We start from the raw sequence: 13,931 nt of genomic DNA, 5'->3' as shown, positions 1-13,931 counted from the left end.
CGGATGATAGAAAACTAAACCCAACATCAATGGAGAGTATAATGACTGTTCCGACAACCGTTAACCCTGTCATCACCGATGCCGTTACCCAAGCCAATGTCAAGGTCGTTGGTGAAGCCCCCGCCATGGCAATGGGCTCGCTCTATCAGACAGCCTCTCATTCAACCGGCCTGATGTTCGAAAACGCCGTTACAGCTCAGAATAACCAGAACATTCTGGCTCAGGCTGCAACCACGCAAGGTGTCATGCAGATCTACAGCATCGACACCATTTCGGATGCGATCGCAGTTGCTCGTATGCTTCAGGCATCGGCATAACACTCAGACACGGGACGGTCTCCGTCCCGGCACTCCCCCGTGAGATAATCAAGTCTGGCGGAAGCACAGGAGTCATCAATGAATTCAAACTCACAAATTGCCGATGCAGTCTCACAGGCAAACCTATCGGTTGTCGGCGAGGCACCGTCCATGGCCGCAGGTACACTCTACCAGACTTTGGCCCACTCCACCGGCGTCATGTTCGAAAATGCAGTCAACGGACAAAACAACCAAAATATATTGTCATTGGCATCGACAACGCAAGGCATCATGCAAATATACAGCGTAGATACCATCTCTGATGCGATTTCTATTGCGCGTATGCTGCAAGCTTCGGCTTAAAATCAGCGTCGGAAGAACCCGCAATATTCTGACGCGCCTTTGCAAACATTACAGCGCTACGGTTGTTGCTCGTAGCTAGCGCTGTAATGTCAAAAGCACTGAAAACGGCGGTTTCTATTCCATTTCTGTTGCCTCAAAGCTCCTATGTTCTTGAGATATCCAACATGTTTTCAACAGGAGGATAACCTAGATATAGGTGCTTTTGCATAAGTGGTGGTCCTGATTATACCACCAATCTTAGTCATCAAAGATTGAGTTTGTTAATTGAATGCAACCTTATAATGCGACATTATTCATCAATTATGAAGCGAACCTTTCAAAAACCAACATGTAAATATAATTAAAATTTTAATTAAAATGAAATTCCTCATCATAACCAATGGGAAAAATGATGCAACGAATGAGAGATACAACAGAAAACCTGGATACAGTAGGAACTGTTACTTAATCTATGCGCTCACGCAAGATTTTTACCATAGTCTTTCAGTGAGAACCAATAGTAAACGCACCGCTTTTGGTACGATTCAGAAGACATTTGCTTTGCGCTCTGGTCCACCTCACACCTTGGCTTGGAATTTATGATTTTTTTCGCACCGCCAACGATTTTGTTACTAGCTCAAGATATAAATAAAGCCCGAGATTATAATATATTTCCAACATAAATTACAAATATAAGCAAAAAACTGAACCTCCAGAATTCAACTGAACGAATAAATCTGATGTGCTCATCTTGAACAGTTCTTAACCCGCTCAATGACAATTCGCTCAAAGTAAGATGCGCGAGAATTTGCAAAAGGTCAATTCAATGTCGTTATTTCTCGTTGTCTATCGCGGTTCAGCTAAATGAAACAGATTTCGAGCGATCAGGTGCAATATAAAATTAGTGCGTCTTCATTAAATGTTTTGCGAGAACAGACGCAAAATCTACTTGCGAAATCACCACTGTTTTCGGGTCTGGATTCCGACATCGTTACCGCAATCGCAGCAAGAGGCAAGCTGCTTTCCTTCGACAAGAACGAGATCGTTATTTCCGAAGGATGCAGTAAACGAATGATCGGATTCGTTGTTTCCGGCCTCTTCGTGTGCAGACGATCATCTCCGGCAGGAATGGTGTTTGCATTTCAAAATGCCCGCCCTGGCGCCTTTTTCTGCGAACTTTCGCTCATCAGCGATGACCCTTGCGGCATAGAAGTCATCGCGACCTCCTCCGCCTGCAGAGCCCTCATGTTTGCAGCCCGCGACTTCCGGCATCTCATGGAGCAATACCCTATCATCAGTAGCCGGATGGTCGATGAACTGGCGGAGAGAATAAATTCACTTTCCGAGTTGAGCTTTGAGCTGGCAACAATGAAGATCGATGCTCGCCTGCGCAAAACCATTGGAAAACTCGCACGCGAAACAAACCAGCTTCGGGATGGTGGCGTCATCAATCCCGCGCCAACCCATGCCGAATTGGCAACCATGTTGGGGACGACACGCGAAGTCGTCAGCCGATCACTGACCATGCTATGCCGGGAAGGGCTGATCGAAACCAGCCGACAGGCCATCATGATCCGATCCGTCGATGGGTTCAGTTGATAGAAACTGGTTACCCCCATGCCCTGAAATTCTTTTCGTCTCCTCCCTCAGGGAGGAAGAGCGGCATCTGCGGCCAGCGCACCGGTAGCAGCTATGGCGCATGGAAACAGAAAAGCAACCCAATACAACCAAAACTCTTTGTCACGATGCGGCGTTCTTTCCGAACTGGAAAGATGGATTTCGGCAGAAGTTATGACATGACACGTTGACGCCGCTCCAAATGTGCAATTGCCAGAAAGGCCAGGACCGCAATACCGCCAATGGCAGTGTTGATCGCAAGAGCGAGATCCGTACCCATTTTTTCCATCATCCATGCGAAAGCGAAAGGGGCCGTCGAAGACACGGCCAACCGGACAGCGGTGACTTGGCCTTGACGCCTACCGTAACCGCCGCTGCCAAACAATGCCAGCGGCAGGGTTCCCTGGACGATGCTGCCGAGGCCGGAGCCCAAGCCGAACAGGACCGCAAATATCAATGCGCCTGAAAAGGATGGGGCCGTCAACAAGAGCACGGCAATCGCCGCGGGCATCAGCAGTGCCGAAACCAACGCCAATGTCAGTTGAGACAGATCGCGGCCAAACATCATATTGGTAAAGCGACTGAGAACCTGTGACGGGCCAAACAGGGTTCCGACCAGTAGAGCGGCGGAGCCAAGGCCGAGCGCCGTCAACAGCGGCACCATATGCACGAGCAAAGCCGCATTCACGAAGCTTTCAAGCGCAAACCCTGTCACCATCAGGAGAAAGGCCGCGGGTCGCAACCTGTCGGGCAGGCCGCCTTCCATGATACGCTGTGGCGTGGTGCTGGGGGCAATAACTGGTGCATTGCGCTCACCCACCCGGCGTGCCAGCCACAGATGAAGCGGTAAGCAGATGGCAAGATGCAGAAGCGCGTAAACCAGATAGACCTGCCGCCAGCTGAGATCGGCATGAAGTGCTGAGGTCAGTGGCCAGAAAATCGTCGAAGCAAAACCGGCGATCAAGGTCAGATAGGTGATATTGCGTTGCGCACTCTGAGGCCGAAACTGGACAAGAAAGGCAAAAGCCGCCGTATATTGCACCAGGGTCGAGGCCATCTCAATGACGATCAGCGCCATTGCAAACGTAATCTTGCCCGGCGCAAGTGCGCAGGCGACCAGGGACAGCGCCGCAATCAGCGATCCCACCGTCAGGACCCGACCCGCACCATGGTCATCGATGATGCGCCCTACCCAGGGCGCGGCCAGCCCGCCTGCCAGCAGGGCAGCGGAAAGAGTTGCGAAAATCCATTCGCTCGACCAGCCAAGATCCACCCCCATCGCGGGGGCGAGAATACTGAAGCTATAATAGAGCGTGCCGTAACCGATAATTTGCGTCAACCCCAAGGCGATAATCACAAGGATCTCGCCCCGGTTGATCGACAGCGACAAGCGGCCAAGACTGCTCCTATTCAGGCTCATAATGGTGTGTTGCCCGTGAGTGTTTCGAGCTTTTCAGCCGCTTCCTTGCGCTCGCTATAGCGGTCGGTCAAATAGCCGGATGCATCCCGCGTCAGGAGCGTAAACTTCACCAGTTCCTCGCAGACATCGACGACGCGGTCGTAATAAGAGGAGGGTTTCATGCGTCCGTCGGCGTCGAACTCCTGGAATGCCTTAGCAACGGAGGATTGGTTGGGAATGGTCATCATCCGCATCCAGCGGCCAAGAATGCGCATCTGATTGACCGCATTAAACGACTGCGATCCGCCCGAAACCTGCATGACGGCCAGCGTCTTGCCCTGGGTCGGACGCACGGCACCGATGGAAAGCGGAATCCAGTCGATCTGGCTTTTCAGAATACCGGTCATGGCGCCGTGGCGTTCCGGGCTGACCCAGACCTGGCCTTCCGACCATGCCGACAACGCGCGCAATTCCTGGACCTTCGGATGACTGACCGGCTCCGCATCGGGCAATGGTAAGCCAGCAGGATCGAATATCCTCACCTCGCACCCGAAATGCTCCAGCAGCCGACCCGCTTCCTGCGCCAATAACCGGCTATAAGACACCGCCCGCAAAGAACCATAGAGGATCAGGATGCGAGGCTTGTGCGTGGAGACAGGCGGCCTCAAGGCCGCCATGTCGGGATGCTTCAAATGCTGTTCGACAGCCGCTGGCAAATCAGACAATGCGCTTGCCCTCACTGTCCAGAACCTTTTCACCGTCTTCCTTGGTGAACGCGCCCTGATGGCTCTCGGGCAGGATCTCCAGGACCCGTTCGGATGGCCGGGCCAGGCGCGTCCCAAGCGGGGTGATCACGAACGGACGATTGATCAGGATCGGGTGTTCCAGCATGGCCTCCAGCAATTGCTCGTCGGTGAGATCAGGATTATCCAACCCAAGCTGCGTATAGGGCGTTCCCTTTTCCCGGATCGCTTCGCGCACGGAGAGACCGGCATCGGCGATCATCCGGGCCAATTCGGCGTGGGTTGGCGGATTGGTCAGATACTCGATGACCTGCGGTTCAATGCCCGCATTGCGGATCATTGCCAGTGTATTGCGGGAGGTGCCGCACCCCGGGTTATGATAGATCGTGGCGTTCATGACTGGGCCTTTCTTTAAGTGTTTTCTTCCTGAATGCCGGCTCTGGAAAGACCGGCAGCCTGCACAGCCGGGCCGCGCTCGTACCAGCCCTTGCTGCGATTGACGATCCAGACGACAGACAGCATGACCGGCACTTCAATGAGAACCCCGACGACCGTGGCAAGTGCCGCGCCAGAATTAAAGCCGAACAGGCTGATGGCAGCGGCAACCGCCAGTTCGAAGAAATTCGACGCGCCGATCAGGGCTGAAGGACCGGCAACGCAATGTTGCTCGCCGGTCATGCGATTGAGCAAATAGGCGAGGCCCGAATTGAAATAGACCTGGATCAGGATCGGCACCGCCAACAGGGCGATAATGGTCGGCTGGGCAATGATCTGCTCGCCCTGGAAGCCGAACAGCAACACCAGCGTGACCAGCAATGCCACAAGCGACATCGGTTGCAGCACCTTCAGCAAACGGTCGAGTGAGGCCGAGGAACCGGACGAGGTCAGACTGCGCCGCAAAATCTGCGCCGCGATCACCGGAAGGATGATGTAGAGCACCACCGAAAACACCAGGGTATCCCAAGGCACGGTAATGGCCGACAGGCCAAGCAGCAAGCCGACGATGGGCGCAAAGGCCACGACCATAATCGCATCGTTCAATGCGACCTGCGAAAGAGTGAAATGCGGCTCGCCTTTCGTCAGGTTCGACCAGACGAACACCATCGCCGTGCAAGGCGCAGCCGCCAGGATGATCAATCCGGCAATATAGGAGTCGATCTGTACATCCGGTAGCAGGGGCCGGAACAGGGTACCGATAAACAGCCAGCCAAGCAGCGCCATGGAGAAGGGCTTGACCGCCCAATTGATGAACAGCGTGACGCCGATGCCGCGCCAATGGCGGCCGACCTGCCCAAGCGCTGCGAAATCGATCTTGATCAACATCGGGATGATCATCAGCCAGATCAGCACTGCGACCGGGATATTGACCTTGGCGATTTCGGCGGCACCGATAACCTGAAACACACCGGGCATGGCATGTCCGAGGACGATACCAATGATAATACACAGGAAAACCCAAACCGTCAGATAACGTTCGAATGTAGACATCAGCTTATCGCTCCAATGACGTGGCAGCCGGTGGCTCCGATCCCGGAGCACAACAAACCGCAAGCTCGGCAACCGGCACGCAAATTTCAGGATGTCCTGAGCAGCAATCCTCCATCAGAAACCGGACAAGTCCGCCAAGGGCGGCATAATTGGCGGTATAAATAATCGACCGTGACTGCCGTTGCGCGCCAATCAATCCGGAATGCTCAAGCTCTTTGAGGTGAAAGGAGATATTGGAGGGAGACACGTCGATCTTTTCGGCCAGCGCACCGGCAGCCATGCCATCCGGCCCAGCCACAACAAGCATACGGACGATCAGCAGCCGGGTTTCCTGAGAAAGAGCAGCAAAGGCGGAGAGAGCCTGTTTTTGATCCATACTTCAATAATCCTTGAATGATTGAAATCATCTATTCAAGATTCCCAATAAATGCAAGGGAGAAAAGCCGGAGGACTGCACTGCTGCATTGCAAGGCTCCTAGGCGGCAAGACCCATCTCATCAATCGGTGTTTTTGAGCAAATTATTCCAACTGGCCGCGACCAGACAGCGCTTATGATCTTTGATTTATTATCTACTATTTCTATCGTTTATAAATACTGCGCAATGCGGCCAGCCAGATCGCGTGCAATGTTGCAAGTCGCTTTTGAAACCCAATGGAGGAGACGGATATGCCACACCAGAAAAGAGAGCCGCTGAAATTCGCCTATTGGGTTCCCAATGTCTCCGGCGGATTGGTCATCAGTTCCATCGAACAACGGACCCATTGGGGGATAGAGTATAACCGCAAGCTGGCGCAGATTGCCGAGCAGAGCGGCTTCGATTACGCCCTTAGCCAGATCCGCTTCACCGCCGGTTATGGTGCCGACAACCAGCACGAATCCGTGTCCTTCAGCCATGCCCTACTGGCGGCGACGGAAAAGCTGCGGGTTATCGCCGCCGTCCTTCCCGGCCCCTGGCACCCAGCCCTGCTTGCCAAGCAGATCGCCACAATCAGCCACCTCACCAACGGGCGCGTTGATGTGAACATCGTCTCTGGCTGGTTCCGGGGTGAATTTACGTCGATTGGCGAACCGTGGCTGGACCATGACGAACGTTATCGCCGCTCAGAAGAATTCATCCGGGCCATTCGCGGCATCTGGACCGAGGACACCTATAATCTGCGCGGCGATTTCTATCGCTTCAACGATTACTCTATGAAACCGAAGCCGGAAGGTGGCGTTCCACAGGTCTTCCAGGGCGGCTCCTCACGCGCCGCACGCGACATGGCGGCCCGGGTGTCCGATTGGTATTTCACCAACGGCAATACGCCGGAAGGCCTGCAAGCCCAGGTCGATGACATCCGCGCCAAGGAAAAACTGTTCGGCAAGACCTGGCGCACCAGGATTGGCATGAACGCCTTCGGCATTGTCCGCGACACCGAGCAGGAAGCGCAGGACACCCTGAAGGAAATTATCGACAAGGCCATCCCCGATGCCGTCAATGGTTTCAAGCATGAAGTTCAGAATGCCGGCAACGCCTCGCCGGAGCGCGAAGGCAATTGGGCAAAATCCACCTTCCAGGACCTGGTCCAATATAACGACGGCTTCAAATCCAACCTGATCGGCACGCCACAACAGGTCGCAGAACGGATCATCGAGCATAAACGCGCCGGTGCGGACCTGATCCTGATGGGCTTCCTGCATTTCCAGGAAGAGGTGGAGTTCTTCGGCAAAAAGGTCATTCCGTTGGTGCGCGAACTGGAAGCGCGGGAAGACGGGACACTGCAAGCTGCCGAATAACTGATCGCACTACTCACTTGTCGATTAATCCGTGGAGATTTTCATGAATATCATTGCCAAGCCGGAAACGTCAGGAATACCCGCGATCCCGCGCCCGGTCGAGCCCGCGCATGTGATCACAAGCGATGCGGAAGCCATCGAGATTGCCCATCGGCTCGCATCAGATTTCGCCAAGGATGCGGCAATCCGGGACCGCGACAGAATTTGGCCGGTTGCGGAACTCGACGCTTTTTCCCAGAGCGGCCTCTGGTCGATCAATGTGCCAAAGGAATTCGGAGGCCCCGAGCTTTCCTATGCGACGCTGGCCAAAGTCATCGAAATCATTTCGCAGGCCGATTCCTCCATTGGACAGGTGGCGCAAAACCATCTGGGCGTCGTGGCGGCAATTCGCACCGTGTCCGACAAAGCCCAACAGCAAATGATCTTCGGAGAAGTGCTGAAAGGCTTGCGGCTGGGCAATGCCTTTTCGGAATTCGGCTCGAAACGGGCCGCCGATTTCGAAACGAAATTTACCAATCACGGCGACCACGTCATCGTCAACGGCAAGAAATTCTACTCCTCCGGCGCGCTGCTCGCCCATAAGGTGCCAATCGTCGCCCTCGATGAGGAAGGCCGCGCCTGGTACGCTATCGCCGACCGCGATGCACCCGGCCTGACTGTTATCGACGACTGGTCCAGTTTCGGCCAGCGCACCACGCTTTCAGGCACGGTCATTCTGGAGAATGTCAAAGTGGACAAGGCTTGGCTGGTTCCAGGCTACAAGGGCTATGAAGTGCCGACCGCAGACGGCGCAATTTTCCAGATCATCCAGGTTGCCGTCGATACCGGCATTGCGCAGGCGGCAATTGTCGAAACCATCGATTTCGTCCGCACCAAATCTCGACCCTGGGTGGATTCCGGCCTAGAGCGCACCAGCGATGACCCCTACACGATCCAGGCCGTTGGCAGCCTGTCGCTGCGCCTGCATGCAGCTCAGGCATTGCTTGAAAAAGCCGGTAAAGCCATCGACGTCGCTGTTGCCAACCCCAATGCCGACACCGTCGCCCAGGCACAAATCATCACCGCCGAGGCGAAAATTCTATCCACCGAGATTGCTATTGAAGCGACCAATAAATTGTTCGAGCTCGCAGGCACGAGATCGACTTTGGCCGAGCACAATCTGGACCGCCATTGGCGTAATGCCCGAACCCATACGCTGCATGACCCGGTGCGCTGGAAATATTCCATTCTTGGCAAATATTACCTGAATGGCGAGAAGCCGCCGCTGCATGCCTGGAGTTGATAAAAGCATCGGGCCGTTTCCGGTTTTCTGCGCGATGCAGTAGCCTAATGCCGATGAAATCTCGTGGAGAAACCTCATGCCTCCCGCCAACCCGCCTCAGGAGCAAAAGCCGCCAATAATCGCCATCATTGGTGGCGGCTTTACAGGTGCAGCCGTCGCCTGGAACCTGGCGCGCAAGACACAGTCCGGCAGTGTTCGCATTGTGATATACGAACCGCGCACCAGACTTGGCGGCGGCCTTGCCTATGATACGGCTGATCCGGCTCATCGCATCAATGTCCCCGCAGACCGGATGAGCCTCGACCCGGACGAGCCTCTCGACTTCCTCGATTGGGTCGGCAAGCAACGTCTGGATAAGGACGACAGGCAAGCGGCTTTGGAGGATGGCAGGATATTTCCGCGCCGCCGCGATTTCGGTGTCTATATTGCGTCGAAGCTGGCGCCTTATCTGGCCGATAACCGGATAGACCATGTCAGATCCGATGTCGTCGCGCTGGACCCGTCGACCCGAGGCTGGCGCGTAACACAAGCGGATGGAGCAACGCTGGAGGCAGATGATGTGGTGATCGCCACCAGTCACCCCTCCCCCAGGCCACCAAAGGCGCTTGCCGCCATTCTGGAAGGACACCCGCGCTTCATTCCCGATGCGACCGTACCGGATGCGCTCAACGTCATTCGCCCGGACGATGCCGTTCTTATCGTCGGTAATGGCCTGACGGGTGCCGATATCGCAGCGTCCTTGCTGGTGCGAAACCATCTTGGGCCGATCACCAGCATTTCAAGGCGTGGCCTGCGCTCAAGAGGCCATGCCGGAACGGTGCAGGAGCCCTATGGGGATTTCATTGACCCACCCAGCCGGTCAATCCGGCAGCTGACCCGCCGCATCCGTGAACAGGTCAACCGTGCTGCTGCGGAAGACATCAGTTGGCATGCCGTACTGGATGCGGTTCGCGCTCAGGCGCAGGAAATCTGGAGCGAACTGCCACTCGATGAAAGGCGGCGCTTGGTGCGCCATCTGCGCCCCTTTTGGGATGTGCATCGGTTCCGCATCGCCCCGCAAGTTGAAGGGGCCATCAACCAGGCGATCAGCCGGGGGCAAATGGAGATATTGGCAGCGTCGGTACAAACAGCCTCCTATGATGGGTCGAGAATCCGTGTCTCCCTGCGTCTGGCGCGCAGCACGGAAACGGTGTCGCGGCTTTTCGATGCCGTGGTGATTGCCACCGGTCCGGCGCATGGCGCCATCATCGATAACCAACCCTATCTCCGCAACCTTGCCCAGAAGGGCTTGATCGGTCTCGACCCGACCGGTCTTGGGCTGCATTGCGACCGGCAATCGCGCCTTCTCGATCAGCATGGAGCGGTAACGCCGGGCCTACTTGTCGCCGGGCCGCTTGCCCGTGGGACATTTGGCGAATTGATGGGGCTGCCCCAGGTCGCGCACCATGCCCGCGACATCGCCGATCATCTATATGCGCGGCTTGAGGAAGCCCGCCGCGGTGCGACAGCAACTGCCGAAGACGCAGCATAAATGATAGCCCGGCTGCCGTCCGAGGATGGCAGCCGGGATATGTTGATCAAGCCTCGACGGAGCCGGCTGACTTTTCCGGAACTGCCGCCCGCTTGCGGCGCCAATCGCCTAAGAACAGCAGGATCGGTGCGGCAATAAACACCGACGATGAGGCCGCAATGGCAATGCCGAAAATCATCGGCACGGCAAAGCTCTCGACTGCGCTGCCGCCCCAGATGGCCATGGGCAGCAGAGACAGAAAGGCGGTGGCCGATGTGTAAAGGCTGCGGGCCAGCGTTTCGTTGATCGACAGATCGATCAGTTCGCGCAGCGGCATCGTCTTGTAAAGCCGCATATTTTCCCGCATCCGGTCATAGACCACGACCTTGTCGTTGACGGAATACCCGACCAGGGTCAGCAGCGCCGCGATAGCCGTCAGGTTGAAATCAAGCCCGGTGAGCGCGAAGAAACCAATCGTCTTGGTGACGTCGAGAATGAGTGTCGCGATGGCACCAACAGCGAAAGGCCATTCGAAACGCACCCAGATATAGGCCAGCATCGCCAAGCTGGCGAGGACGACCGAAAGGAAGCCGGCCATCGCCAGTTCCCCCGACACCTTAGGGCCGACAACTTCAGTGCGCTCCACCGACGCCGTAGCATCGATAACCTTTACCTCGGCTCTCAGCTTCTCCACCGCCGCAGTCTGCGCCTCTTCCCCGCCCGGCTGCCGTTCGACACGCACCAGGAGGTGACGGACATCGCCGAATTCCTGAAGGGTGACATCGCCCAGCCCGAGCCCGTCTAAGCCAGAGCGGAAGGCCGCGAGATCGGCCCGGTCCTGGGTCACCACTTCAAGCTGGATACCACCGCGGAAATCAACGCCGTAGTTCAAGCCCGGTGTGACGAATAGAATGAGAGAGGCAATCGAAAGAAAGGCCGAAATGCCGATACCAATGAAACGCGCCTTCATGAACCGAATGCGTGTTCCGTCAGGGATGAGCTGGACAGGAAGCAGCGGCTTGATATCGAGACGCTTCAGTTTGTAACGCCTGACGATGGCGAGCATGACGACACGCACCACCGAAACCGCTGTAAACATCGATATGGCAATGCCCAGACCCATGGTGATGGCAAAACCGCGCACAGGGCCAGAGCCGAACCAGAACAGCAGCAGCGTGGCAATCAGTGCCGTCACATTACTATCGATAATGGTGGAATAGGCCCGGCGGAAACCCGCATCCAGCGCCGCCATGGCGCCCCGTCCCTTGCGGGTTTCTTCCCGAATCCGTTCATTAATCAGCACGTTAGCGTCAACAGCAAGGCCGATACCGAGCACAATCCCCGCGATACCCGGTAGGGTCAGCGTCGCCCCGATCAGCGACAGGCAAGCGAAGGTCAGGATGACATTGAGACCGAGGGCCAGATTGGCAATAATCCCCCAACCGCCGTAGAGCACGATCATGAAGCCGACGACCAGGGCAAAGCCAATCAATCCGGTATAGACACCCATCTTGATCGCGTCCGCGCCAAGGTCAGCGCCAACCGTCCGCTCTTCAATCACCGTCAGCTTGACGGGCAGCGCCCCGGCGCGCAGCAATGCAGCAAGGTCCGTTGCGCTTTCCACCGTGAAATTACCGGAAATCTGGCCAGAACCACCAGTAATCGGCTCACGGATGACAGGGGCAGACAGAACCTTGTCGTCCAGCACGATGGCAAAAGGCTTGCCGACATTGACACGGGTAATTTCGGCAAACCGCGCCGCACCTGCCGTATCGAAGCGGAAACTGACCAGCGGCTCATTGGTATTTGGATCAAAGCCGACGCGGGCATCGGTCAGGCGGTCGCCTGCGAGTTCCACCCGGTCATCAACCGGATAGGCGCGTCCCTCATCGTCCTTCAGCATGGTGACGCCGCGCGGTACGGCAGCGCCATCCGTGGCACTGTCCGACAGCATGTGAAAGCTCATCTTGGCGGTAGAGCCAAGAAGTTCACGAATGCGCGCCGGGTCCTGCGTGCCCGGAAGCTGCACAAGAATGCGATCGCCGCCGATACGCTGGATCGTTGGTTCGGCAACGCCAACCTGGTCGATACGTTGGCGAATGATTTCCAGGCTCTGCTCCACCCCGGCATTGGCCCGGTCGGTAATTCCGGCCTCGGCAAGCGTTACGGATATGGTAGCACCCTCGCCCGTAAATGCCAGATCAGGCGTCCCTGTGAGACCGACCGGATGGGCAAGCTTACCCAGGGCCGTCAAGGCTGCGGCTCGTTGCTCTGCCGATTGAAGAGTCACGATCAGCGCCGAGCCACTTTTGCGCACGGTCGCCGCATCGACGCCATCATCGCGCAGCGCCCGGCGCGAATCCTGGATCAGGCTTTGCAGTCTTTCTTGCACCAGATCGGCGCTATCGACCTCAAGCACGAGATGAGAGCCACCGCGAAGGTCAAGTCCGAGTGCGACCTTGTCCTTCGGAAACCAGGAGGGAAAGCTATTGAGAGTGTTTGGAGAAAGAATATTCGGCAGTGCCGTTAGGATGCCAAAGGCAATGATGACCACATAGGTGGCCACAAGCCAGGGAGAGGTTTTCATAGGACAGTATCCATGCCTGCGCCGCTACCGCCGAGGCGTATTCAAATGCCAGTCACCACGAAGAGGCGATAGGCTTTCATGAAACGCTTGATGTCTGCGGCATGATCCTGGTCACAGGCATGTCACGGCAGATAGTCGGCGCGCGGTCGCGCGTTGATCGAAAAACGGGATCAGGCAGACAAGGATGGTGGGGCTCTCGCAAGGTTGGCGCGAGAAATCCGACCGGAAACGAATGGCGAAGAACGCGCGATAAGCTGGTCAGAAGACCGCCCAACAAACAGGAAATTCTCAGCTCCCGAGCTTAACACAGCCAAAGGTGGCGGGACAGGAACCCGTGGATCGTGCCGCGAAGCAAATGCAACGGCGCGGCTGCCATTTTCTCGTGCGGCCAGATGCTGTGTCTGCTGTGGCGCATGCAGAATCGCTGACCCAGGCGGGTCAAACGTCGCGGGCAAAGGTGTCGCAAAAAAGAACCCGAGATAGGCAACCGCAAGAGCAATAATGGCAACGAGAACAGCGGGCCTCAGACCTTGTGAAAAAGCCTGCTCCTCGTCTGCCGACAGCATATTCTGGTTAATTGCCATGGCCGTGATTACCAGAGCAGCAGGATGCTGTCGAGCCTGAGCGGGTTTGGAGATGAAACGCTTTGCCATCTCATGACGAAAACATCGGAGAAGCTCGGCGTCTCGGAGCAGGGTTAAACGACAGCTCACCGCGACGTTTGCTCAATTTCGTGATTAAGCAGCACACAGATGACAAGGTTGCAGATAACAGACGAATGCTTGTTCGTCGTATTGCTCACGATCGCTCCACTTTCTAATAGGTAGAAGCATTCGCCAATCATTATACCGTTCATATGGCGCGTACCATCACCAGTGCCGTTGGAAACT

At 56.1% G+C, this 13,931-nt stretch carries 12 protein-coding genes; 6 read left to right on the top strand and 6 right to left on the bottom strand.

What is annotated here, in order from left to right; genetic code table 11:
• The first annotated feature begins 41 nt into the window (after positions 1-41).
• The 3 genes from G6L01_RS22225 (at position 42) to G6L01_RS22215 (ending at position 2,237) form a co-directional block, all read left to right on the top strand.
• Entirely contained in the window at positions 42-317 is a 276-nt protein-coding gene (locus tag G6L01_RS22225) for a RebB family R body protein (protein WP_070163249.1), read from the top strand.
• Positions 318-395: 78 nt separating this feature from the next.
• Entirely contained in the window at positions 396-659 is a 264-nt protein-coding gene (locus G6L01_RS22220) for a RebB family R body protein (protein ID WP_070163248.1), read from the top strand.
• Between the two features lie 843 nt (positions 660-1,502).
• Complete coding sequence (locus G6L01_RS22215; RefSeq protein ID WP_081343932.1) at positions 1,503-2,237, top strand: Crp/Fnr family transcriptional regulator; 735 nt, start codon at positions 1,503-1,505, stop codon at positions 2,235-2,237.
• A gap of 190 nt (positions 2,238-2,427) precedes the next feature.
• Here the strand turns inward: G6L01_RS22215 and arsK are convergent, their stop codons facing one another.
• The 5 genes from arsK to G6L01_RS22190 are packed head-to-tail and all read right to left on the bottom strand — an operon-like array spanning position 2,428 to position 6,261.
• Positions 2,428-3,675: an arsenite efflux MFS transporter ArsK gene (gene arsK, locus G6L01_RS22210; RefSeq protein ID WP_070163246.1), complete on the bottom strand. Its 1,248-nt coding sequence runs from the start codon at positions 3,673-3,675 to the stop codon at positions 2,428-2,430.
• Complete coding sequence (gene arsH / locus G6L01_RS22205; RefSeq protein WP_234891912.1) at positions 3,672-4,331, bottom strand: arsenical resistance protein ArsH; 660 nt, start codon at positions 4,329-4,331, stop codon at positions 3,672-3,674. Before arsH ends, arsK begins: the two co-directional genes overlap by 4 nt.
• 40 nt (positions 4,332-4,371) lie before the next feature.
• Positions 4,372-4,794 (bottom strand): arsenate reductase (glutaredoxin), encoded by a 423-nt coding sequence (gene arsC, locus G6L01_RS22200; protein ID WP_070163244.1) that lies wholly within the window; start codon positions 4,792-4,794, stop codon positions 4,372-4,374.
• A gap of 14 nt (positions 4,795-4,808) precedes the next feature.
• Positions 4,809-5,885, bottom strand: a complete 1,077-nt coding sequence (gene arsB, locus G6L01_RS22195; RefSeq protein ID WP_070163243.1) for an ACR3 family arsenite efflux transporter — start codon at positions 5,883-5,885, stop codon at positions 4,809-4,811.
• 4 nt (positions 5,886-5,889) lie between these two features.
• The gene (locus tag G6L01_RS22190) at positions 5,890-6,261 is read right to left on the bottom strand and encodes an ArsR/SmtB family transcription factor (RefSeq protein ID WP_070163242.1); all 372 of its coding nucleotides are present in this window, start codon (positions 6,259-6,261) and stop codon (positions 5,890-5,892) included.
• A gap of 291 nt (positions 6,262-6,552) precedes the next feature.
• Here G6L01_RS22190 and sfnG point away from each other — a divergent pair, with 291 nt between their 5' ends.
• From sfnG to G6L01_RS22175, 3 genes are all read left to right on the top strand, one after another.
• On the top strand, positions 6,553-7,662 hold the full coding sequence (gene sfnG, locus G6L01_RS22185) for a dimethylsulfone monooxygenase SfnG (RefSeq protein ID WP_070163488.1): 1,110 nt from the start codon (positions 6,553-6,555) through the stop codon (positions 7,660-7,662).
• 43 nt (positions 7,663-7,705) lie between these two features.
• On the top strand, positions 7,706-8,944 hold the full coding sequence (locus G6L01_RS22180; protein WP_070163241.1) for an SfnB family sulfur acquisition oxidoreductase: 1,239 nt from the start codon (positions 7,706-7,708) through the stop codon (positions 8,942-8,944).
• 76 nt (positions 8,945-9,020) lie between these two features.
• Positions 9,021-10,475, top strand: coding sequence for an FAD/NAD(P)-binding protein (locus tag G6L01_RS22175; RefSeq protein ID WP_070163240.1), 1,455 nt, complete (start codon positions 9,021-9,023; stop codon positions 10,473-10,475).
• 46 nt (positions 10,476-10,521) lie between these two features.
• Here G6L01_RS22175 and secD read toward each other — a convergent pair whose 3' ends face one another.
• Complete coding sequence (gene secD, locus G6L01_RS22170) at positions 10,522-13,041, bottom strand: protein translocase subunit SecD (protein ID WP_071205574.1); 2,520 nt, start codon at positions 13,039-13,041, stop codon at positions 10,522-10,524.
• Between the last annotated feature and the right edge of the window lie 890 nt (positions 13,042-13,931).

The organism is Agrobacterium vitis (genome assembly GCF_013337045.2).
Classification (GTDB): domain Bacteria; phylum Pseudomonadota; class Alphaproteobacteria; order Rhizobiales; family Rhizobiaceae; genus Allorhizobium; species Allorhizobium vitis_B.
The sequence above is the reverse complement of the archived record's forward strand: the minus strand, read 5'-3'. Positions and strand labels throughout refer to the sequence as shown.